The sequence below is a fragment of the Stomatohabitans albus genome, from assembly GCF_036336025.1.
Taxonomy (GTDB): Bacteria; Actinomycetota; Nitriliruptoria; order Euzebyales; family Euzebyaceae; genus Stomatohabitans; species Stomatohabitans albus.
The window spans coordinates 66,586-88,476 of record NZ_JAYKKE010000004.1 but is presented as its reverse complement, the minus strand read 5'-3'; the positions used below and the strand labels follow the sequence as shown (position 1 = coordinate 88,476).

Genomic DNA, 21,891 nt, shown 5'->3' with positions numbered 1-21,891 from the left:
GCCGGTGGTGTTGAGTGGTAAGGATGCCTTATTGCCTGAGACGGCGACGTGGTTAGCGCCGGGTGCGACTCGTAAACCCCCAACCCGCGTGATCTGTGGCTTTAGTGTTGGTGAGCTCAAGGCCTGTGCCTTCTCACCGGCAAAAGCACCAGACCTCACACCTGATGCACGACCAGGGAACTAACACCTAAGGGTGTTCAGACACCCGTCATACCATGTGCCCCAAGGGACGCTGGCTACGCCAGATGACCCTTGGGGCACTTGCTATGTCATGGTCTGATTGTCGATGAATTGGTAGATATCCCAATTCTCTTGACCATTGAAGGCTGGAACTACAAATAAATTTACCGACTTAATTGGTTTAGCAGATGATATGGCCGATATATCAGGCGTCGCATGTACATAAACCAAAAGGCAAATATGCGTGTTTCTCACCCCTTGATATTGGGCCTAGCCCTCACCTCCTGTTTAACAGCCGGATTGCCACAAGCTGGGATGGCGTCAACACAACCAGCTGAACCGGGTCACGTTCTTCTCCCGTCGCTGACTGAACGTGAACTCAATGACCATGAGCCAGTTGGGGTTACACCGACATCGATCAATGCGCCGCAGCTGATGGTCAAGGTAGCCCCCATTGATACTGATATTGATGCCGGTGCGACAACTACGCTCACCTACACGGTTATTAACGTGGGTAACACGATTGCTGAACCAGGTGCGAACGTACTTATTCGTTTGCCAGAATCAGTCACGTGCAATGACATAGGGCTCAGTGGTGATGCCAGCATCGAACGCTGTGTAAACGATGGGCCTGTGAGCAGTACTCACCATTTGCTCTCGGGTGATTACGTACTTGCACGGATCAACGATCAGATTGGGGCTGCCGATCCCAGTTCAGCTCAGGATGAAAAAACGTTCCAGGTCAATGTCACTACAAGTCCTACTCACATGGGTGGTACACGGTATACGTTTGAAGCAGGCATCGTGGCGTATCGTCCGTTTACAAGCCCTGGCGATAAACCATCCACCTATGTGCCATCACACAACATATTTTGTAAGCCTTCGCTGGCAAACGATAACGAACGGTGCGCACTTCTCGTTGCCCAGGAACTGTATCCAGTGGGCACGCAGCCACTTGAACTCGACGATTTAGGTAGCCTCGTCAACCTCACGGACAATACCGGCCCTGGCGGACTAGCAACAATGGTGTCAACCACGTTACATGTCAGGGAAGGTCGCTTATCGGTAGATCGGCTTTCCAACGGAATGACTGGCGAAGAAGCAGGCCGTGATCAGGTTGTTCCTGGTGAACCGGTTGGTCTCACTTTGACACTAAGCCCTCCACCATCAACCGAAGGCCAGCATGACTCACTTGTAGGCGCAAATCCTGCTGAAGACACCACCCTCATGATTTCGATAACGGGTATTGAACCGTTTAACCCTGATGATGAAGCACCGTTTATGCTTCAGTATCACGAGGAGGTCATTGACCGGTTTGTTGACGCATTTGGAAACAATATTGACCGTACTCGGTCACATATCGTGTCAACTCAAGATGGGTACGCAATTTCAATTGCGTTTCACGAATTTCCTGGGCGTGAAACGACGATCGAGTTACCCCAGCTTTTTCTTGCTACAACAACGAATCCCACCGTTGAGGGCCATTTCCGCTACAAGCCAGTTGACTTGATCCACCGGGATCACTCCGATGGGGCACGTCGGTTACATCGCCGTGCATCAACGGAACGTATAACTGAACTTCGTGAGCAAAAGACCTTTACCACTGTTCACCCTCAGCTTGAGGTCAACAAAATGGTGTTACCTTCAGGCCGTTCTGTTGTGAGTGGTGCTGACGTACTTGACTACACGATAACGGTTCATAACCCAAGCACCGTAACTGCCTATGAGGTGCAATTTAATGATGTCCTTCCCGAAGGGTTTTCATTCTTACCCGAATTGACTGTTACCCTCGCAAGCGGTGGACCCGACTCAGCTTCCAGCGGGGTAGTCCAATGGGCAACCGAACCAGATGGTCGAACGGCTCATTGGCCGGACAATCGGTCTATCTTTATTCCCCCAGGTGGATCAGCCAAGCTGGAGTACCAGGTTAAAGCCCCAGATACTGTTATTGATGGTCACGCTTACACGAGTCAGGTGACGGTGCCCTTTGCCAGCCAATATGAGAAACAGGCAGGAATAGGGCGCTACAGCCAAACGGTGACCAGTGCATTACAAGGCATCGAATTACGAACTGAAACGACCGTGTTCCCCCTCGACGATCCACGTGGTGACGGGAGTTTGAGACACGGAGAAGCGATCGCAACAAAAACACGTGTTACGTTACCACCAGGGATGCGCGTCCCTAACCTCAGTTCTCTGACGAAGCTATCTGGTGCCACCATCGACCGTAGCCACGCCGTTGCAGCTGTGACCTGTTCACCGGAGATAGCGTGCGCACCACGCCCCGCATTGCTTGATGGACACCCCAACGATGTCGGTGTTGTTCTTGCCAATGGTCCGATTGCAAATACAACTAATCATGATGTAACAATAACGTTGACCGTTTCCAATCTTATTGTCACCGGTGGTGATGGCCCTGTTCAGGCAACTGCAGGGGTGTATCGCCACCAATCCCCACCGTCATCAACTGGCGATATCGAAGGGGGGTTGGGCCAATCCAAACTGGTGGCTACCCCATTACCGATTAGTCCTCTTCAACCACCAGCTGAACAACCTGGTCCTAATGGTGGGCAGGGTGCGCAGGATACGGGAGGCCAACAGCAAGGTAATCGAAACGACCGCGGGCCTGGACCAGGTCTTGATGGTCGGCCAAGCACGATCCCATCTCCTCCAGCCGCGCCAAAGGACCCTCCTCCAGTTACTGCCGGGCATATTGCGGCAATTGCTGAACCAGAAGAACGCGCTAAACGTTGGGTTCAAGGTGTTTTTGGCCCCGAGGACCGCGCTGAAACTGTACTGATTGGGCGAGACAATGTCTTTGCCGACAGTCTGTCAAGTGGTGGTCTCCAAGGCATCTTGAACGCGCCTCTCCTGTTGAACTCGGTTAACCGGTTGAGTGATGGGACCAAAGCGGCGCTTGAACAGCTAAATCCTAAACGGGTCATCATTCTTGGCGGTACGCAGGCCATCGGTTCTGACGTGGAAGCCGAACTATCTGCATTAGGGTGGAACGTTTCTCGTGTACACGGTTCGACACGGATTGAGACGGCTATTGCCGCAGCTAACCAGGAAGCCCCACAGGCGACCGAGGCGGTATTAGCCCGCGCCTATGATACGAACGGAGGGTCCAGCAGCCAGGCGTTTGCAGATACACTCAGCGGTGGGGTGCTTGCCGCTACGCGGGCTATTCCGGTGCTATTGACGACCTCTGATCACTTGGCTCCGCCTCTTCGAGCATACTTACGCACCAGCAAGATTCGGCACCTCACGATACTTGGTGCCCAAGATGCGATCAGTGAAGAGGTTGAAGCTGAATTGGAAGCAATGGGTATTACAACCTCACGCATTGCCGGAGAAAACCGAGCACATACGGCAATCAAGGTTGCCCATTCGATGGGATACTGGAATGCGAGTGAAAGCCGTTCGGTTCTGGTGGTGAATGGTGAACGTGAAGATGCGTGGAGTGACGCATTTACGGCTGCACTCTTCGCAAAACGCTATGCCTTACCGATGGTATTGAGTGCTGATGACGCCCTACTCCCCGAAACAAAAACATGGGTAGAGCCGGGGTTACGACGTACCCCGCCCACACGAATCATTTGTGGGTTTAGTACTGGCCCACTGCCAGCTTGTGGGTATAGTGCTGCACCTGTCGGACCATAAGGTAGAGGGTTGTTCTCATAACCCCATTCACGGGCGTCAAACAAGTTCCACTCAGGCTTGGACGCCCGGCTCGGCTCTCTGTTAGGGTCTTGGCACTGGTCAATGCTGACCAGGGAATTTTAGCCATTTCACCCCAATGAACCGCCAGCTCTCGTTGCCGGTTCGCGTGTGATGTGCACTTAAGCGAGAGGAGTAACTGTTATGAGTAGGACATATCGGTCGGGGAAGGTTGTGGCTGCTGTAGCCCTGGCAGGGGTGCTTGCTGCATGCACTGGTACTGATGGAGCCAACCCACCTGAACCATCGCCGTTCGAGGCAGGGTCGGCGAGTGCATCCGCATCATCCATGCCGTCATCCTTGGCAAGTACTGCAGCAGGTTCTGAAACGAAATGTGCCCTATTGCCAGAAGATGCCGGTTGGTACGGTGATAACCGTGACAAGATCAACGCGATGCTTCAATCAGTCGGTACGTGCGGTGGTGAGGGCGATGTCGCCAAGGGTGCACCCCTGGCACTGTTTGACTGGGACAACACCATTGTTAAAAACGATATTGGTGATGCAACAACCTTTTGGATGCTCGCCAATGGCAAGATCCGTCAGCCTGAGTACTGGAAGTCAGTCAGCAGTTATCTGACGGACGATGGAGAGCAGGCCCTACAACAAGCCTGTAGCAACCTTGCCCCAGTTGGTGAACCACTACCCACCCATGAACCACAGGGTGCCAAGTGCGCCGATGAGATTCTGTCCGTGTACACCGATGGTGAAACAACAACAGATTTGGACGCCTTCTCAGGGTTTGATGCTCGCCGGATTGAGCCACAATACGCCTTTGCGGCACAGCTCTTGCATGGCTACACCGATGCAGAAGTGCAAGACTTTGCGCGACAGGCACGTGAGGAGAACCTTGCTGCCCCAGAGGGGCATAAACAACGCATCGGAACCCAAGACGTTACTGGTTGGGTGCGTGAATACAGTCAAATGACCGATCTCATTACGGCTTTGAAAGCCAATGGGTTTGACGTGCGTATTGTTTCAGCATCAGCTGAACCGGTGGTTCGGGTGTGGGCTGAACCGCTCGGCCTGACGGGCAACAAAGTGATGGGTGTGAAGGTTAAACATGATGGTGACGTGCGTGGCGTTCACTTGGAGTCATGTGGCGGTGATGAATCCTCGATGACCTACATTGAAGGCAAACGGTGTCGGGTCAATGAGGAAGTATTTGGTATTACCGGTCCCGATGCATTCAAGCCTGCCCCGCTTGATAAGCGTGCCGCCTTTGGTGCGGGCGATTCAGACACGGACGTGTCCTTCATGATGGATGCCACTGCGTTGCGCTTGGCTATCAATAGAAATAAAACTGAACTGATGTGTCATGCCTATGACAACGAAGATGGCAAGTGGATTGTCAACCCCATGTTCATTGATCCCAATGACAAGAAGGATGAAAAGTATGAATGCTCTACTGAGGGTGAGATCCTGTCAAATGGTGAAGAAGGGCCGCTCAAAGATAGTGCTGGCAATGTCATTGAAGACCAGGAAGATACGGTCTTTGGTAAACCCTAGTTAGTCAAATACACAAAGGGCTGTCCTCCATATTGAGGACAGCCCTTTTTATCACACTGTATGTTAGGAGAAGATGGATAAAGCAAACTTAGTAAGAACACTCATTCAGGATAGAACCTATTTAATAATTAAATAATATCAAATAGAAGTCTTGCCCATCCTGGATGATTAAAGTTCAAAATCTGAGCTTGAATAAGTTCCAGAATCTCAGGTTTTTTACTATCATTCACGGAGTATCTGTTCTTTCGAATGTGCCCGGTGTTCTGATTTGTTCTTCGGGATTTAGCATTCAAACCTTGAGAGGTGTTTTTCGTTAAAATCAATTTACCTATCTGGCCGCTTCAGCTTTGGCTCGCAAATCCTCAACACCTTGGGCAAACGACGGGTATTTCCACAGTGCCGAACCACTGATGAACACATTCGCTCCTGCCCGAGCTGCTCCGGCGATGGTGTCGGGGCCGATACCACCATCAACTTCGAGATCCATCTCCGTTAAACCAAGCCGGTCTAACCGTGCCCGCATTTGGGCAATCTTCGGTTCCATCGTGTGCAGATAGGCCTGACCGCCAAATCCAGGGTTAACGGTCATAACTAACACCATGTCAATCAAGTCGCCCACATAATCAACCACATCGTTACTCGTTGTAGGGGAGAGGGCGATCGCCGCTTGCATCCCTGCATCGCGCGTTGCCTGGAATACTCGGTGGGGGTGTTTCAAGGTGTCAGGGTGATAGATAACCATCTGGCATCCTGCATCAGCAAGGTCATCAATAAAGCGCTCTGCGTTATAGACCATCATGTGCGCTTCAAAGGGCACATCGGTGTAATCACGGCAGGCTTTGATGACATCAGCCCCAACGGTGATATTGGGTACGTACTGCCCGTCCATGACATCCCACTGAATCCGATCTATCCCCGCCTCATGGAGGGCGGTAATATCACGGCCAAGGTTGGCAAAGTCGGCAGGGAGGACACTGGGCACAATCTGTATCTCACGCATGGGTTAAGCCTAAATGGTCTCCGGCTACCATTGCCTCTTTCATGTCCAAAGAATCACTCGGAAAGGAACGTGTCATGATTACCGTTTATGGCCCCAATGATCAGCAACTGAGTTTGGAGGCTGGCACAACGGTTGACACGGCCCTCACCGAACTCGGGTTAAAAAAAGGCATGGTTGTCGTTGGGCGAGCCAACGGTGAACTTGTGGATTTAGACCGAGCCGTTGAAGATGGCTGGCATCTTGAAGCCGTTGCTGCAGATGAGCCAGATGGCCTCTTTGTGATTCGGCACTCCTGTGCGCACGTGATGGCTCAAGCGGTCACCGATTTATGGCCAGGTACCCATTTTGGGATTGGCCCATCTATCGAAGACGGGTTCTACTACGACTTTGATCCTGAAACACCGTTCACCGATGCTGATTTTGAAGCGATCGAGTCGAAGATGATGGAGATTTGCAAAGCGGCCCAAACCTTCCGTCGCGTTGAGGTCAGCACTGACGAGGCGCTTGAACGCTTTGGTGACAACCCCTACAAGCGTGAAATTATCACCGACGGTGAAGCCGCAGCCGAAGACCCGAACGCCCCGGCAGGGGAGAGCGGCATCACTATCTATGAAAACGTTACCAAGGACGGTGAGGTGGCGTGGGCCGACCTCTGCCGCGGCCCCCACGTGCCGACCACAAAGTGGATTCCCGCCTTCCAGCTCATGCGTACTGCCGGGGCCTATTGGCGTGGAAACAGCAACAATAAGATGCTCAGCCGTATCTATGGCACCGCATGGGCCAATAAGAAAGATCTCAAGGCCTATCTGCATCGCTTAGAAGAAGCGCGCAAACGTGACCACCGCAAACTTGGCCGTGAGCTTGACTTAATGAGTTTCCCCGAAGAACTTGGGGTCGGCCTTGCGGTGTGGCATCCCAACGGGGCGATTGTGCGCACAGTGGTCGAGGACTATATCCGCAACGCCACCCGAGAGCGTGGATATTTGCCCGTCTTTACACCACATATTGGCAAGAGCCTGCTATGGGAAACCAGTGGCCACTTGAGTTTCTACGCCGATGGGATGTACCCGGCGATGGAAATGGATAAAGACGAGGACGGGCACGGCACGGACTATTACGCCAAGCCGATGAACTGCCCGTTCCACGTGTTGGTCTATAAATCAAGTCAACGGTCCTACCGTGACTTACCGATGCGTCTCGCGGAACTCGGTACGGTTTACCGTTACGAACTGAGTGGGGCGGTCCATGGCACCATGCGTGCTCGCGGGTTCACCCAAGACGACAGTCATATTTTCTGCACCGAAGACCAAGTCGTTGCCGAAGCGAAGGGCTGTATCGACTTTGCCTTGCAGGTGTATAAAGATTTCGGGTTTGGGGAACCCACCCGTATCGCGCTGTCTACTCGCCCCGCCAAAGCCGAAACGGTTGGCACTGATGAAGGCTGGGAACATGCCGAAAACGCCTTGCGGCAAGCCATGGATGAAAGTGGTTTGGATTACGTTGTTGATGAAGGTGAAGGGGCCTTCTACGGACCAAAAATTGATATGCAGGTCACCGATGCGATTGGGCGTGCCTGGCAGCTCACTACTGTTCAGATTGATTTTAATTTGCCCGAACGTTTTGACCTGAGCTATATCGGACCTGATGGTGAGCACCATCGCCCCTATATGGTGCACCGAGCATTATTGGGTTCCGTTGATCGGTTCCTTGGCGTGTTAACTGAACACTACGCGGGTGCCTTTCCCACCTGGTTGGCCCCCACCCAGGTAGTTGTTATTCCGATTAATGACGATGTGGTGGACTACGGCCAAACGATTGTGGCCAAACTCGCCGCCCAAGGAGTTCGCGCCAATGTGGATACTGGAACGGACTCGATGGGTAAGAAAATCCGGTATCACCAAGGGCAAAAGGTGCCCTATATGGTCATTATTGGTGCGCAAGAGGAAGAGAACCAAACGGTTTCCGTCCGCCCCCGTTACGGTGACCAACAAAAAGATGTGCCTGTTGATACGTTCGTGGCCAAGTTGGTCGATGAAATTACCGATAAACGTGTTGGTCCTCAGCCAACATCTGCCGAGTAAGCGAGTATGTGATGAATCTTCCGGCATGGCTGGACCTGAAACCCCACATCCGTGGGGTTTTCGGTTTTCAAACATCCAATCGTGGGTGGTACACCGCGTTTAAGTGCGGTGTAGCCGTTGGCCTGCCCGTCCTCATCGGCCAGGCTCTGGGTGACCCAATCTTTGGGTTACTGGCCTTTACCGGCTCATTTTCAAGCCAATACGGATTCGGTGCATCTGGTCGGTTGCGGGTACGCCTGATGGTCGGAGCCAGTGTCTTTCTTGTGATGGCAACCTTGGTGGGATGGGTGACCGCCGGCATTCCCGGACTCACCATCTTGGCGATGGCCACCACGGCGTTTCTTGCCACACTGACGGCAACGACATTCAAAATTGGTCCACCCGCAGCGTTCTATATGGTGATGGCAGTCGGGTTAACGAATCGACTCATTGACGGTGGTGTTGATCCATGGCGGCTACTGGGTGCGGTGTGCGTCGGTGCGGTCATCGGTGTGGCGATGGGGTTAAGTGATCTGCTCTTTGATCGTTTTGGACCAGAACGCCAAGCCGTTGAGGATGCCGAAACATGTATAGAGTCCTTTGCCACGAACCGCAACCCAAAGCTGGCCAGTTCGATGCAACAACGGTGTGCGGCAGCAGTTAACGATGCCTGGACGATGGTGACTGATGCCGGCTGGGCGGTGGAAAGCTACGACCGCAAGGTTGAGCATCGCACCCTTGACAAACTGGGCCATCGTCTTTTAGCCGTGCATAGCCGGTATCTTCGGATTGTTAGTGCGTTAGCGACAGGCGAAGGGCTGAGCGATGGGAATGCCATGGTGCTCCCTCGTCGGCATACCCGTGAGACCTCATTAGGTCGACCTGGTATCGGTACGATGATCGCCGGGGCGTTGACCTGGCCATCTGAACCGTTGCTTATTGCTATGCGAAACTGGATAGGAGTTTCGCTCGCGGGACTCATCGGGCTGAGCCTCGGACCGGACCGCATTAACTGGCCAGCCGCATTTACCGTACTGATGCTCCACACTGGCGGGTCACGAGTCGGCCAAACGCACCGTTCCATTCAGCGCCTTATCGGCACCTTCCTTGGCGTAGGACTCTATACCTTGCTCGCGATGTGGAACCCACAAGGGGTTTGGCTTGCGGTGGTGCTTGCGGTAAGTCAAGCGCTCACGACCTACCTCCTCCCACGCAATTATGCGGTTGCGGTTGCGCCGATTACCGCGATGACCATGCTGATTGTGGCTCATGCGAGTGGTCTTGCTCCGGCCCACACCTTTTCTGTTGTACTCATTCAGGACCGACTAGTAGACAACACCATCAGTGTGGTGAGTGCCCTGATCGTGGTATGGCTGACCTTCCGGCATACCTCAGTTGCCTTTTTACGGGCCTATGCCCGTCGAGTGGTTGAAGCTGCGGAACAGGTTTTGGATGATTTAGCCCTTGGCCGTCAAGAAACCCGTCGGGCACGTCGAGACCGTCAGGCGCTGTATATCACGCTCCTTGAAGCTGATATGGTTGCAAAGCGAGCCATGGCAGACGATGACCATAAAGGCGATCCGAATGCGCACGGTGCGAATGCCTATGCTTCAATGACCCAAGCACTCCAGACATTTGGCTATCAAGTGCTGGGGTACTGCTGGGCGCCGGACCCTATTGATCGTTCACCATTTATTGCTGCCGGGGATGCCCTGTCATCTATTACGAACCGTGCAGTACGGCGACCTCGTACCCCAGATGAACTTGAATCCGATATTGTGGCGGCACGCGACCATCTTGATCGCATCACCTATGAGAGGTAATGATGTTGACATCACTGATTACCCGTCATATCAAGCCATATCGCCGTGAGCTAGCCCTCATCGTGTTGTTACAGATTATGGCTCAGATTGCCAATCTGTATGTGCCAACGATGAATGCGCGCATTATTGACGAAGGTATCTTCCCTAAGGATATTCAGACCGTATGGCTGTACGGCGTGATCATGGGGTTGGCTGCCATCGTGCAAGTCTCTTGTCAAATTACGGCAGTGTACTTGGCGGCAACCGTGGCGATGGGTATGGGACGCAATATCCGCCAGGCCATCATGGCAAAGATATTTACATTCTCTACCTATGAGATGCGTGACTTTGGTGCGCCGAGTTTGATTACGCGCTCAACGAATGATGTTCAGCAAGTACAAACCCTGGTATTCATGACCTTGGCCATGATGATCGGTGCCCCATTGATGATGATCGGCGGGGTCATCATGGCATTGCGGTCAAATGTCTATTTGTCTGGTGTTATGGCCATATGCGTTGCCGTCCTGGGTGCGGGCATTGTCCTGGTGGTGCAACGCACCATTCCACGCTTTCGATTGATGCAAATTCGACTTGATAATCTCAATCGCGTGGTGCGTGAACAGCTCACCGGCATACGGGTTATTCGAGCGTTTGTGCGTGAACCATTTGAATCAGAACGATTCACCTTTGCAAGCCGTGAAGTCCGTGACGTAGGCACGAGCATTGGGCACGCTATGGCAATCCTGATGCCGTTCATGTTCTTTATGATGAGTATGAGCCAGGTGGTGCTGTTCTGGTTTGCGGTCGGGCCGGTCAACAGCGGGGTGCTCCCCATCGGTGAACTCACTGCCTTTATCACCTATGTCATTCAAATCCTTATCAGCGTGATGATGTCAACGATGATGCTCATGATGGCACCGCGTGCCTTCGTTAGTGCCATCCGCATTATGGCCGTCTTGGAGACAACCCCTCAGGTGGCACCTCCACGTACCCCTGCTACGACATTGCCTCAGCCAGGATGCCTGACCTTTGACCATGTGACCTTTTCTTACCCCGGTGCCGAAGCTCCGGTTCTTGAAAATATCTCCTTTCATCTTGAACCCGGTGAGACCCTAGCGGTGATCGGTTCAACTGGTTCGGGCAAGTCATCGTTGGTCAATCTCATTCCACGACTCTTTGATGTCACATCTGGAACAATTCGTGTAGGTGGCGTTGACGTTCGCACCATTGGGGAGTCGTTGATGGCGAGCACGTTGGCGATTGTGCCTCAACAGGCCTATTTATTTTCAGGCACGATTGCATCAAACCTGCGGTTTGGGAATCCAGATGCAACGGATGCCCAACTCAATGAAGCGTTGACCATCGCCCAAGCACCTCATTTTGTTGACCATCTTGATACCCCAATCGCCCAAGGGGGTACGAATGTGTCTGGCGGGCAGCGCCAACGCCTCGCGATTGCCCGAGCGTTAGTCGCCCAGCCTGACATCTACCTCTTTGATGATGCCTTTAGTGCCCTTGACGCAACAACTGATGCCAACTTGCGAGAGGCGTTGGCCGTTCATGCAGCCAAGGCAACAAAGGTGATCGTAGCCCAACGTGTTGCCACAGTCAGTACCGCAGATCACATCCTTGTACTGGAACACGGGCGCATGGTCGGCTATGGCACCCATGATGAGCTCCTCGCGTCGTGTCAGAACTATCAAGAGATTGTGGCGAGCCAACAAGATGCGGAGGTAGGCGCATGAGTGAAGAACCTGACCAGGTGTTAAGCGAAGAAGAGCAAGCGGAGATTGCACGTACATCAACTCGCCTGACTGAACGTGGTCCGGGTATGGGGCAAAAGGTTGTAGAAAAACCTGCAGCATTCGGCCCATCGTTAAAGCGACTCTTGCACACGCTTGCGCCGCAGAGACGACGCTTAGTGCTGGTGATTGTATTGGCGATTATCAGTGTGTCGCTCAGTGTTGTTATTCCTAAATTGTTGGGTTCAGCAACGGATGTCTTTGTTGCGGGGAGTCAATCTCCTGATGGGATTAATCTTCGCATGTTGGGGTTTTATCTCATCCTTGCCGCAACGTGTGCCATATTGTCTTGGTTGAGTGGTACTGGACAAGGCTGGGTGCTGAGTACGGCAACTCATCAAGCGGTTCACGATCTTCGCCTTGACGTAAGTGAAAAACTTGAACGACTCCCACTGTCCTATTTCGATCAGCAGCCACGCGGGGAATTACTGAGTCGTATTACCAATGACATTGACAATATTTCTCAGAGTTTGCAGCAAACGTTACAACAGATTCTGACCTCATTACTCACCATTATTGGGGTGATGGGGATGATGTTGTTCGTGTCGCCATTACTCGCCATGATCAGTGTGCTTATCGTGCCCCTCTCTGGCATTGTCGCCATGCAGATTGGCAAGGTTTCCCAGCATCGGTTCGCGTTGATGTGGAAACATACAGGTGAGTTGAACTCGGTTGTTGAAGAATCAATCACCGGACACATGCTTGTTAAAGGGTTCGGTCGTGTCCCTGAACAACAAGCGGTGTTCGATGAAGCAAATAATGCACTTTTTAGGTCTAGTGCAAGTGCACAGTGGCTCAGTGGGATCATGCATCCTGTGATGTTCTTTATTGGTAACTTGAACTATGTCCTTATTGCCATTATTGGGGCGTATCGGGTGATTAATGGGCAATTGAATATTGGTGACGTTCAAGCCTTCTTTCATTACAGCCGCCAGTTCACCCAACCCATCACTCAGGTAGCATCAATGGCGAATGTGCTCCAAAGTGGGGTGGCCAGCGCCGAACGTATCTTCCAGATCCTTGACCAAGAAGAGATACGTCGCACGCCAAACTTGCCTGTACCACCTACGCGCGGACGGGTTGAGATGCGCCATGTGGACTTTGCCTACACACCAGACAAACCACTCATTACGGACTTAAATCTCACCGTTGAACCAGGTCAAACGGTTGCCATCGTGGGGCCGACCGGGGCAGGCAAAACTACGCTGGTGAACTTGCTGATGCGGTTTTATGAGATTAACGGGGGCAAGATTCTTGTTGATGGCGCAGATATTGCTGAGCTTTCTCGTGCGGAACACCGGCGTCGTATCGGCATGGTGCTCCAAGATGCGTGGATTTTCTCTGGCACCATTCGGGCAAATATTGCCTATGGGCGGTTGAACTCAAGTGAAGACGAAATTCGTACCGCCGCAAAAGCAGCGCTAGCCGACCGTTTTATTGCGACCTTGCCTGATGGGTATGACACGGTTATTGAAGATAACGGTGAAAACCTGAGTGCCGGCGAGCGGCAGCTCTTGACGATTGCGCGCGCGTTCTTGGCTCAACCATCGATGTTGATCCTTGACGAGGCAACCTCCAATGTGGATACACGCACTGAAGTGATGATCCAAGAGGCCATGAATCGGCTGCGTGCAGGGCGCACCAGCTTTGTGATTGCCCATCGCCTCTCCACCATCCGCAACGCCGATGTGATCGTGGTGATGGACAACGGTCACATTGTAGAAATTGGTGCGCACGACGAACTGATGGCCGCCAAAGGTCGCTACTACGAACTGAATCAATCCGCATACGGTAATGCGTAACGAGGTAGTGAGTTCTATGACGTGTATGGGTAACTTGAGTTACTCATAGTTCATCACAGCGTCCTATTCAGAACCAAGTTGGCTATGCTCCCAATTAGGAGTAGACGTACCTACTTCTAAATCGTTGATATTGGAATGCTAGGTTTCAATAATTTGAAACTGTAATTGGATTATCTGGGTTGTTATTATTAACAACTTAATAGCAACCCAGTATTAATGAATGGAATTATGCCATGAACTGGATTAGAAGTAGTATTGCAACAGCAGTACTTATCACGGGGATATTATTACGGTCAACGAGCCATGGGGAACTAATATCTTTTGTTCTCACTATTATAGCTTTTATGATTTCATTTATGCCTGACCGGTATTTCCCTGATTTAAATCAGTATCGTGAGAAGGCGAAGAGTAGTCAATAAGGCGTATTTTCTCGGTTAGGCCATGGTGTGCGTGATTTCTGCACTTGAATGGGCGTTGGTGGTAGTTGTAGACCGCGTTACGTACTTCACTTAGACTCTGGCCCATGACCTTTAATGCTGCGTTGTGGGAGCCGGTTCCTGGCTTCGAGTTCACTGACATTACGTATCACCGGGCCAAGGGCTTGGGATGTGTACGAGTGGCTTTTGACCGGCCCGAGGTGCGTAATGCCTTTCGCCCACACACCGTAGATGAGCTCTATGCGGCACTTGACCATGCCAGGTGTACCCCAGATGTCGGGGTGGTGTTGATTACGGGCAATGGGCCTAGCCCCAAAGATGGTGGATGGGCGTTTTGTTCCGGTGGTGACCAACGGGTTCGCGGTAAAGACGGTTACAAATACCAGTCCGGTGAAGCGGGAGCACCCGATGAAACAAGTGGGCGCACCACCGCGGCAATCGACGCGGCACGCGCCGGGCGCCTCCACATTCTTGAAGTCCAGCGCCTCATTCGAACGATGCCCAAGGTGGTCATCGCACTGGTTAATGGCTGGGCCGCTGGCGGTGGGCACAGCTTGCACGTGGTGTGTGACCTGACCATTGCGAGCCGTGAACACGCCAGATTCAAACAAACCGATGCCGATGTGGCTTCCTTTGATGCTGGGTACGGCAGTGCCTATCTCGCGCGCATGGTGGGCCAGAAATTTGCGCGCGAGATTTTCTTCCTCGGGGAAGCTATTGATGCGCAGACCATGTATGAAATGGGTGCGGTGAACCGAGTGGTTGCCCACGACGAGATTGAAACGGTGGCCCTCGATTGGGCGCGCACCATTTTGGGTAAATCACCCACGGCCATTCGGATGCTTAAATATGCGTTCAATTTGGCTGATGAAGGGATAGCCGGCCAACAACTCTTTGCAGGAGAAGCGACTCGCTTGGCCTATGGCACCCCAGAAGCGGCCGAGGGTCGGGATGCGTTCTTAGAAAAGCGTGAACCAGACTGGTCACCCTTCCCGTACCACTTTTAGTGGGCCGTGAGCTCTACAGGAATATTCGCCAACCCCGTAAACACCATCGTGGTGAGGTAGTTGGCGACTTGAGCTTTCGTAAAGGTCCTATTCGTGTCCCACCAGGTTCCCACTTGGGCAATACACCCGACAAGAGCCTGGGCAAAGAGGGGGGCGAGGGCAGGGTCACGACCGGACTGGGCTAAAAACAACGCGAGGGCTTGGGCGGCTTTATCGGCCACATCATCTAACAGGCCACCCAGCTCACCTTGATTCAGCGATGCTGGCGTATCACGTACCAGTACCTTAAAGCCAGCAGGATCTTCGTCGAGGTAATCCAAAAACGCAAGTGCACTCGCGTGCACCATCGCGCGGGGGCGACCGACGCCGTCCAGATTGGCAGTGATGCGCGTGAGAAGGGCATTCACCTCACGGTCCACCACCACCGCATAGATACCTTCTTTGCCACCAAAATGTTGGTAGACAACGGGTTTAGAGACATCTGCCCGGTGGGCGATTTCTTCAATAGTGGTCGCCTCATAGCCCACTTCAGCAAACACTTCCTTTGCCACGTGGATGAGTTGTGACCGGCGCTGGGTTGCACTCATTCGAACCATAGGCCTATGTCTAGTCCGTGAACGCTCCGTTCACAATGTCATCACGAGACGACCGCTAACATCGGTGCAATGGTGAAGATTGGGGCCACCCTCAAAAACGCGCGTATTACACAAGATAAAACGATTGCTGATGCCGCCGCAGAAACAAAAATTCGGCGCGACTACCTCCAAGCCCTAGAAGATGAACGGTTTGAGGTCATCGGTGGTGAGGCTTGGGTGCGTGGCTTTATTCGTGCCTATGGTCGTTGGCTTGGTCTTGACACGACGCTGTTGGTCAGTGCCTATGATGCGCAGTTCCACAAGAGCCATTCACCTACCGCTATCCCAGGAGCTCACCACGGTGAATTGCCGTTGCGTGAACGGATTCGTCAATTTATGCCCTTTGTGATTGGGGTGGCATTGGTGCTCATTGTGGTGGGGGTGTTTGTCACCCGAAACGCAGGGGGCCAAGACGAACAACGAGAAGCCATCGCACCTGCCCCTGTTGCTGAACCGTCTCAGTCAGTGCTTGCAGCCCAGCCTGGACAAGGGCAGTCTGGCATGCCAGAACCGAGCAATGGCCTTCCCGCCACCAATACTGGGATGAACGGCCAACCGCAGGGTGAGCCGATGCGAGCCCCGACACTGTTTATCAAGGCAACCCGTGATGTTCGTATCCGCGTTGAGCAAGGCACTCCGAGTCAACAGATCATGTTGAAAGCCAATGACAGCACCGAAGTAAGTGACCCTAACCAGGTGCACCTGTATGTATCTGATGGTGGTGGGGTGCAGATTCAGGTAAATGGGCAGCCACTCCCTACTATTGGTGGCGACCGTATGGGGGTTGATTTGATTTGTGAGAAGGGCAAGGTTGCCTGTGAAGCCCGTGACCGAAATGAATGAAGCGAAAGTGGCCATCCTGACGTTGGGGTGTGGCCGCAATGACGTTGATAGTGACAATGTGGCCGGGCTGTTAGCCCAGAGCGGCCATCGTCTTGTTGACGACCCTGACGATGCCAACTGCATTATCGTCAATACATGCACGTTCATCGGGGCCGCACGGGCAGAGAGTGTCGACACGATTCTCGACGCAACCGGAACCACAAAACCAGTCGTCGTGATGGGGTGTATGGCCGAACGGCACGGCGATGAATTAGCCAAAGAGATTCCCGAATTAGCCGGGGTTGTGGGCTTTAATGATTACGCTGCCTTACCTGAAGTGATTACTGATGCCGTCACGCTGGGCAAGTGGCGTGGTACCGCCAACCGAGGAGCCGCCGCCCAAGGCGGTGCCAGCTTGCCCGTGATTACGGCGCGTGGGGCGAAACCGGTGATCGGGGAGGCAAGCCGTGGTTTACCACTACTGGGCACGATGCCTGGCCCGACGGCCCCACCAACAGCAGCATTCCCGGTGCGCACCCAACCACGGGGGTCATGGGCCTATCTCAAAATTGCGGGCGGTTGTGACCGGATTTGTACCTTCTGTTCCATTCCGTCTTTTCGTGGGCGCTTTTCTTCACGCGGGCTGGCCGAGCTTGAAGCGGAAGCGAACTGGCTGGTGTCCAACGGGGTTGAAGAGCTGGTTTGCGTGAGTGAAAACACGACGAGTTGGGGCAAAGATCTGCCTGGTGGTCGTGAAAGCCAGCGTGAGTTGGTCGAGATGTTTGACCGTGTTGAGGGGTTACGTCGTGTGCGGTTGATGTATTTGCAGCCAGCCGAAATTCGTCCAGCCCTCCTTGAGGCAATGGCCGCAAGCCGAACGGTTGTGCCCTACTACGACTTGAGTATGCAACATGCCAGTGCTGACGTGCTCAAGGCCATGGCACGCATGGGTGGGCCTGACGAGTTCTTGAGCCTCTTATCGACTATCCGTGCAAACGAACCTGACGCGGTATTTCGTTCATCCTTTATTGTGGGATTTCCTGGCGAAACTGACCGAGATGTTGAGATTCTCTCTGACTTTGTCCAAGCCGCTGGGTTGGACTGGTCTGGCGTGTTTACCTACAGCCCCGAAGAAGGCACCACAGCAGCCACGCTGCCCAATCAGGTACCCACCGAAGTGGCCGAAGAACGCCGCGATCATCTGATGGGGATTCTTGAACGCGTCATGGAAGAACGGGCGCAGCGGTTTGTTGGCCAAACCCTTGATGTCCTCATTGAGGAGTACGATGAGGACACGGGCGAGGCTATCGGGCGTAGCTACCGTGAGAGTCCAGAAAGTGACGGGGAGATTCGTATCCGCAATGCCGATACCCCCACCGGTCGCAGCATACCGGTACGTATTCGTGAGACAGATGGGGTTGACCTCATCGGAGAGGTATCCGCATGAATATTGCCAATATGATGACCATCGCCCGAGTGGTGATGGTGCCCATCATCGCGTGGCTCGTATACATGGCCACGACTACTGGATCGGCCACTTACACATGGCTCGCACTCATCACGTTTGTATTGGCGGCAATCACTGACTGGGCTGATGGCTACTTTGCGCGCAAATATGATCAGGTTACCGAGTTCGGGGCGCTGTGGGATCCCATAGCTGATAAGGGGCTGGTCCTCGGCACACTGGCCGTCCTTGCCTGGTTTGGGCAGATGGCCTGGTGGGTGGTCCTACTCTTTGCGGTACGCGAAATCGGTATGACGCTCTGGCGCATGTGGATCGTGAAAACCGGCGGCAAGGTAGTCAGTGCGCGCCCCTGGGGCAAGTGGAAAACGGCTACCCAATTGGTGGGTATCAGTTTGATGCTGACGCCGATCTTGCCAATCTACTGGGGCCAGTGGCTCGTCTATGTGGCATTAGCCTTAACCTATGTGTCTGCCGGTGACCTTCTGGTGTCCTATTACAAACCAATGTCTTCTTAGGCCAGCCCCATCTATTGGGGTGTTGGTGGTGTGATGAACAACGGGCTTGCAGTCGATGGAAGCCGGATGTGATACCGCGTCGTTGCGTTGCATTGTTGCGTCCGCGTGGTTCTTTTCGTGGAGGCCACAGGCGTGAGCGTGTAAACCGGAGGCCATGCGCGCACAGATCATTGCTATCGGTTCAGAATTATTACTTGGCGATCATGTTGATACGAACTCAGCCTGGTTGAGCCAACGGCTCAATGAATTAGGGATCAATGTGCACCGCCATGTGACAGTGGGTGACAATATTGAGCGCATGACAGCCGCCCTCGCTGAAGCTGATAGCGACGCTGACGTGGTGATTTGTACGGGTGGATTAGGGCCAACCCAAGATGACCTGACACGCGAAGCCCTCGCGGCACTCTGTGATAAGCCGTTAGTTGTTGACGACGATGCCCTGGCCAGTATTCGTGCCTATTTTGTGGATCGCGGATACGACATGCCAGACTCCAATATCCGCCAGGCCATGCGCTTTGAAGGGGCTTGGCATATCGGGCGTGTAGGAACCGCACCTGCGATTGCAACGATCGGACCAAACGGTGCCTTCATCGCCTGTTTACCTGGGGTACCAGCCGAAATGAAAGCTATTTTTCTTGAGGGTGTGGTACCAGCCTTGCGTGAGCGCGGGGCTGGGAACGTAACCACGGTGAGTCGCGTCGTGCGCGTGGGTGGGGTTGGTGAAGCACGAGTAGGGGAGATGCTTGCAGACCTCAACACTCGCCTAGATGCCGACGGGCTCGTAACGATGGCATTTTTAGCCAGTGCCGCAGAAATCAAGGTTCGGCTGACCGCACAAGCTGATTCACGCGAAGAAGCCGAAGAACGTATCGCACCCGTACTTGAAGAAACAGTGACCATTCTTGGTGACCACGTTGTCGGATTAGATGATGAACGTGTGGAGTTCGGGATTGCCCGACGGGCACGGGCACAAGGTAAAACGATCGCCTTGGCCGAATCGATTACGGGTGGCGGAGTTGGTGCTCGGTTGATCGAAGTGCCAGGCGCGACCGACTTTTTTGCCGGTGGGGTTATGGTCTATCAAACGGCGATGAAAACGGCACTGGCCGGCGTGGATGCTCGGCTTGTGGACGCTTTTGGGCCGGCAAGTGCTGAAAGTGCTGAAGCCCTTGCCATCGGGATTCGTGACCGGACCCGTGCCGACATGGGTGTTGCCGTCGTCGGGGTAGCCGGACCAACAACCCAAGGTGATCTTCCAATCGGGCGGGTGTACATTGCCATTGCCGAAGGGGAGAGCGTGCAGGTGCACGAACGTAATTGTCCGCCCTATGACCGAGTGGGTATTCAACACTTTGCGGTGACGTACACCTTGAACACGATCTTTGATGCCCTCGGCGTACACTAACGGCGTGACGGAGACCCCCACCCCCGCGATACAACTACGTACCCTCGAACGGACGCTTGAAAAAGCCCTCCACGAATTACGGGCAATGTGTTCCAGTACCGAGCTTGCGATGGGAGACGCTGACCAAACAATGGGCGACCGTTGGGCTGCCTTGCACCGTTTGCAAGAACAATCCGTGGTTATTCTCTCTCGTGTGGTGCCCCTCGTTGAGCGGGTGCCCATGAGCTATCGTGGGTACCCGGCGTACCGTGAATGTTTGCGCCTGAGTGTGCAACTCAAACGAGAAGCCCTTGCCGCTCAACGGTTACACCGTGACCATGCCCAACAAATGGGGTTGGGGTAGGAGACAACGTTCACTGGTCTTGACTTTAGAGGAAGCCTGTCTCAGCAGCACCACGGTTGTTCGTTAGCATTCAGAGGTCCTTCCGCAGGAATAACGTGTGGGATATCGTTTCCCTGGACTGATGCAGGCGGGGAGATAGGCTGAGGATACTGATTTGGTTATCCACAGATTTGAATATCTTTACACAATCGAACAATTGTTCTGTTATGCTATGGATCAATTGAAGTCGTTCCCATCGTTAGGCAAAGGACGCCCATGGCTAAAGCAACCTCATCCCAGCCCCTTCCTACCACCCCAGAGGCCCGTGCAAAGTCACTCGATTTAGCGCTGGCCAAGATTGAAAAGAACTTTGGTAAGGGCGCGATTATGCGTCTGGGTGATGAGCAAGTTCGGCCCATTGACACGATCAGTACCGGTGCGATCAACCTGGACGTTGCACTCGGTATTGGCGGTTTGCCACGTGGTCGTGTCGTTGAAATCTATGGGCCGGAATCCTCAGGTAAAACAACCATTGCCTTACACACCATTGCTGAAGCCCAACGTGCCGGGGGGATTGCCGCTTTTATTGATGCAGAACACGCCTTAGATCCCGTGTACGCCAAAGCGCTCGGCGTTGATGTTGATGCCCTCCTGGTCTCTCAACCAGATACGGGTGAACAGGCCCTAGAGATTACGGATGCCCTTGTCCAAAGTGGGGCCATTGACATTATCGTGATTGACTCAGTCGCTGCCCTCGTACCCCGCGCCGAGATTGAAGGCGATATGGGTGATAGCCATGTTGGTCTTCAAGCTCGGTTGATGAGCCAAGCTCTCCGCAAGTTGGCTGGGCATTTGAACAAGTCAAAGACCTGTTGCATTTTCATTAACCAGCTGCGCGAAAAGGTGGGGGTCATGTTTGGGAGCCCCGAAACAACCTCGGGTGGTCGCGCACTCAAGTTTTACTCCAGTGTGCGTATGGATATTCGTCGTATCGAGACCATTAAGGCCGGTACCGACTCAGTCGGTAACAAGGTGCGTGTCAAAGTTGTCAAGAACAAGCTGGCTCCACCCTTCCGTCAGGTTGAATTCGACATCATGTTCGGTGAAGGCATCTCCAAAGAAGGCAGCCTCCTTGATATGGGTGTTGATGTTGGTATCGTGCGTAAATCTGGGTCTTGGTACACGTATGAAGGTGATCAACTCGGGCAAGGCAAAGAAAATGCGCGTGCGTATTTGAAAGAGCATACGGATGTTGCTGAAGAAATTGCCGACAAGATCAACCGTGAAATGAAGATTGGCAAATATGCCGACATTGTCGAAGAAGAGGATGACACCATCAACGGTGCCCTTGCTGACACTGACCTGGACCTTGACGACTTAGACGACCTTGATCTCGAGGACCTCTAAGGTC

At 53.3% G+C, this 21,891-nt stretch carries 16 protein-coding genes; 14 read left to right on the top strand and 2 right to left on the bottom strand.

Going from position 1 to position 21,891, the window contains the following annotated elements; translation table 11 throughout:
- The 3 genes from VCU37_RS09130 to VCU37_RS09120 all read left to right on the top strand — a co-directional run.
- Nucleotides 1-184: hypothetical protein (locus VCU37_RS09130; RefSeq protein ID WP_336250343.1), on the top strand; the 184-nt coding region annotated here is incomplete at its 5' end.
- A gap of 236 nt (nt 185-420) precedes the next feature.
- Nucleotides 421-3,843, top strand: a complete 3,423-nt coding sequence (locus VCU37_RS09125) for a cell wall-binding repeat-containing protein (RefSeq protein WP_336250342.1) — start codon at nt 421-423, stop codon at nt 3,841-3,843.
- 201 nt (nt 3,844-4,044) lie between these two features.
- Nucleotides 4,045-5,406 carry an HAD family hydrolase gene (locus VCU37_RS09120; protein WP_336250341.1) on the top strand — a complete coding sequence of 454 codons (1,362 nt, stop codon included), beginning with the start codon at nt 4,045-4,047 and terminating at the stop codon, nt 5,404-5,406.
- Nucleotides 5,407-5,734: 328 nt separating this feature from the next.
- Here the strand turns inward: VCU37_RS09120 and rpe are convergent, their stop codons facing one another.
- Entirely contained in the window at nt 5,735-6,406 is a 672-nt protein-coding gene (gene rpe / locus VCU37_RS09115) for a ribulose-phosphate 3-epimerase (protein WP_336250340.1), read from the bottom strand.
- 74 nt (nt 6,407-6,480) lie between these two features.
- Here rpe and thrS point away from each other — a divergent pair, with 74 nt between their 5' ends.
- The 5 genes from thrS (at nt 6,481) to VCU37_RS09090 (ending at nt 15,316) form a co-directional block, all read left to right on the top strand.
- Entirely contained in the window at nt 6,481-8,487 is a 2,007-nt protein-coding gene (thrS, locus tag VCU37_RS09110; protein WP_418896437.1) for a threonine--tRNA ligase, read from the top strand.
- An 11-nt stretch (nt 8,488-8,498) separates the two neighbouring features.
- Nucleotides 8,499-10,289 carry an FUSC family protein gene (locus VCU37_RS09105; protein WP_336250338.1) on the top strand — a complete coding sequence of 597 codons (1,791 nt, stop codon included), beginning with the start codon at nt 8,499-8,501 and terminating at the stop codon, nt 10,287-10,289.
- Nucleotides 10,290-10,291: 2 nt separating this feature from the next.
- Nucleotides 10,292-12,013, top strand: a complete 1,722-nt coding sequence (locus VCU37_RS09100) for an ABC transporter ATP-binding protein (protein WP_336250344.1) — start codon at nt 10,292-10,294, stop codon at nt 12,011-12,013.
- Nucleotides 12,010-13,872 carry an ABC transporter ATP-binding protein gene (locus tag VCU37_RS09095; RefSeq protein ID WP_336250337.1) on the top strand — a complete coding sequence of 621 codons (1,863 nt, stop codon included), beginning with the start codon at nt 12,010-12,012 and terminating at the stop codon, nt 13,870-13,872. Before VCU37_RS09100 ends, VCU37_RS09095 begins: the two co-directional genes overlap by 4 nt.
- A 523-nt stretch (nt 13,873-14,395) precedes the next feature.
- A complete protein-coding gene (locus tag VCU37_RS09090; protein ID WP_336250336.1) occupies nt 14,396-15,316 on the top strand; it encodes a 1,4-dihydroxy-2-naphthoyl-CoA synthase in 921 nt (306 codons plus the stop codon).
- On the opposite strand, the gene VCU37_RS09085 is transcribed toward VCU37_RS09090, so the two are convergent.
- Nucleotides 15,313-15,903, bottom strand: coding sequence for a TetR/AcrR family transcriptional regulator (locus VCU37_RS09085; RefSeq protein WP_336250335.1), 591 nt, complete (start codon nt 15,901-15,903; stop codon nt 15,313-15,315). The genes VCU37_RS09090 and VCU37_RS09085 overlap by 4 nt on opposite strands.
- Nucleotides 15,904-15,981: 78 nt before the next feature.
- Here VCU37_RS09085 and VCU37_RS09080 point away from each other — a divergent pair, with 78 nt between their 5' ends.
- The 6 genes from VCU37_RS09080 (at nt 15,982) to recA (ending at nt 21,887) form a co-directional block, all read left to right on the top strand.
- Nucleotides 15,982-16,794, top strand: a complete 813-nt coding sequence (locus VCU37_RS09080) for a helix-turn-helix domain-containing protein (RefSeq protein ID WP_336250334.1) — start codon at nt 15,982-15,984, stop codon at nt 16,792-16,794.
- Complete coding sequence (gene rimO, locus VCU37_RS09075) at nt 16,769-18,220, top strand: 30S ribosomal protein S12 methylthiotransferase RimO (RefSeq protein ID WP_336250333.1); 1,452 nt, start codon at nt 16,769-16,771, stop codon at nt 18,218-18,220. The genes VCU37_RS09080 and rimO overlap by 26 nt, the downstream gene beginning before the upstream one ends.
- Nucleotides 18,217-18,753, top strand: a complete 537-nt coding sequence (pgsA, locus tag VCU37_RS09070; protein WP_336250332.1) for a CDP-diacylglycerol--glycerol-3-phosphate 3-phosphatidyltransferase — start codon at nt 18,217-18,219, stop codon at nt 18,751-18,753. The genes rimO and pgsA overlap by 4 nt, the downstream gene beginning before the upstream one ends.
- A 154-nt stretch (nt 18,754-18,907) precedes the next feature.
- Complete coding sequence (locus tag VCU37_RS09065; RefSeq protein ID WP_336250331.1) at nt 18,908-20,158, top strand: CinA family nicotinamide mononucleotide deamidase-related protein; 1,251 nt, start codon at nt 18,908-18,910, stop codon at nt 20,156-20,158.
- A 4-nt stretch (nt 20,159-20,162) separates the two neighbouring features.
- A complete protein-coding gene (locus VCU37_RS09060) occupies nt 20,163-20,501 on the top strand; it encodes a hypothetical protein (protein WP_336250330.1) in 339 nt (112 codons plus the stop codon).
- A gap of 255 nt (nt 20,502-20,756) precedes the next feature.
- A complete protein-coding gene (recA, locus tag VCU37_RS09055; RefSeq protein WP_336250329.1) occupies nt 20,757-21,887 on the top strand; it encodes a recombinase RecA in 1,131 nt (376 codons plus the stop codon).
- Nucleotides 21,888-21,891 lie beyond the last annotated feature (4 nt).

Excerpts from the sequence above, each read along its gene's own strand:
- VCU37_RS09120 (WP_336250341.1), top strand. The coding sequence starts at position 4,045 with ATGAGTAGGACATATCGGTCGGGGAAGGTTGTGGCTGCTGTAGCCCTG.
- recA (WP_336250329.1), top strand. The coding sequence starts at position 20,757 with ATGGCTAAAGCAACCTCATCCCAGCCCCTTCCTACCACCCCAGAGGCC.
- VCU37_RS09105 (WP_336250338.1), top strand. The coding sequence starts at position 8,499 with ATGAATCTTCCGGCATGGCTGGACCTGAAACCCCACATCCGTGGGGTT.
- VCU37_RS09085 (WP_336250335.1), bottom strand. The coding sequence starts at position 15,903 with ATGAGTGCAACCCAGCGCCGGTCACAACTCATCCACGTGGCAAAGGAA.
- thrS (WP_418896437.1), top strand. The coding sequence starts at position 6,481 with ATGATTACCGTTTATGGCCCCAATGATCAGCAACTGAGTTTGGAGGCT.
- pgsA (WP_336250332.1), top strand. The coding sequence starts at position 18,217 with ATGAATATTGCCAATATGATGACCATCGCCCGAGTGGTGATGGTGCCC.
- VCU37_RS09100 (WP_336250344.1), top strand. The coding sequence starts at position 10,292 with ATGTTGACATCACTGATTACCCGTCATATCAAGCCATATCGCCGTGAG.
- VCU37_RS09090 (WP_336250336.1), top strand. The coding sequence starts at position 14,396 with ATGACCTTTAATGCTGCGTTGTGGGAGCCGGTTCCTGGCTTCGAGTTC.
- rpe (WP_336250340.1), bottom strand. The coding sequence starts at position 6,406 with ATGCGTGAGATACAGATTGTGCCCAGTGTCCTCCCTGCCGACTTTGCC.
- VCU37_RS09125 (WP_336250342.1), top strand. The coding sequence starts at position 421 with ATGCGTGTTTCTCACCCCTTGATATTGGGCCTAGCCCTCACCTCCTGT.
- VCU37_RS09095 (WP_336250337.1), top strand. The coding sequence starts at position 12,010 with ATGAGTGAAGAACCTGACCAGGTGTTAAGCGAAGAAGAGCAAGCGGAG.
- VCU37_RS09065 (WP_336250331.1), top strand. The coding sequence starts at position 18,908 with ATGCGCGCACAGATCATTGCTATCGGTTCAGAATTATTACTTGGCGAT.
- VCU37_RS09080 (WP_336250334.1), top strand. The coding sequence starts at position 15,982 with ATGGTGAAGATTGGGGCCACCCTCAAAAACGCGCGTATTACACAAGAT.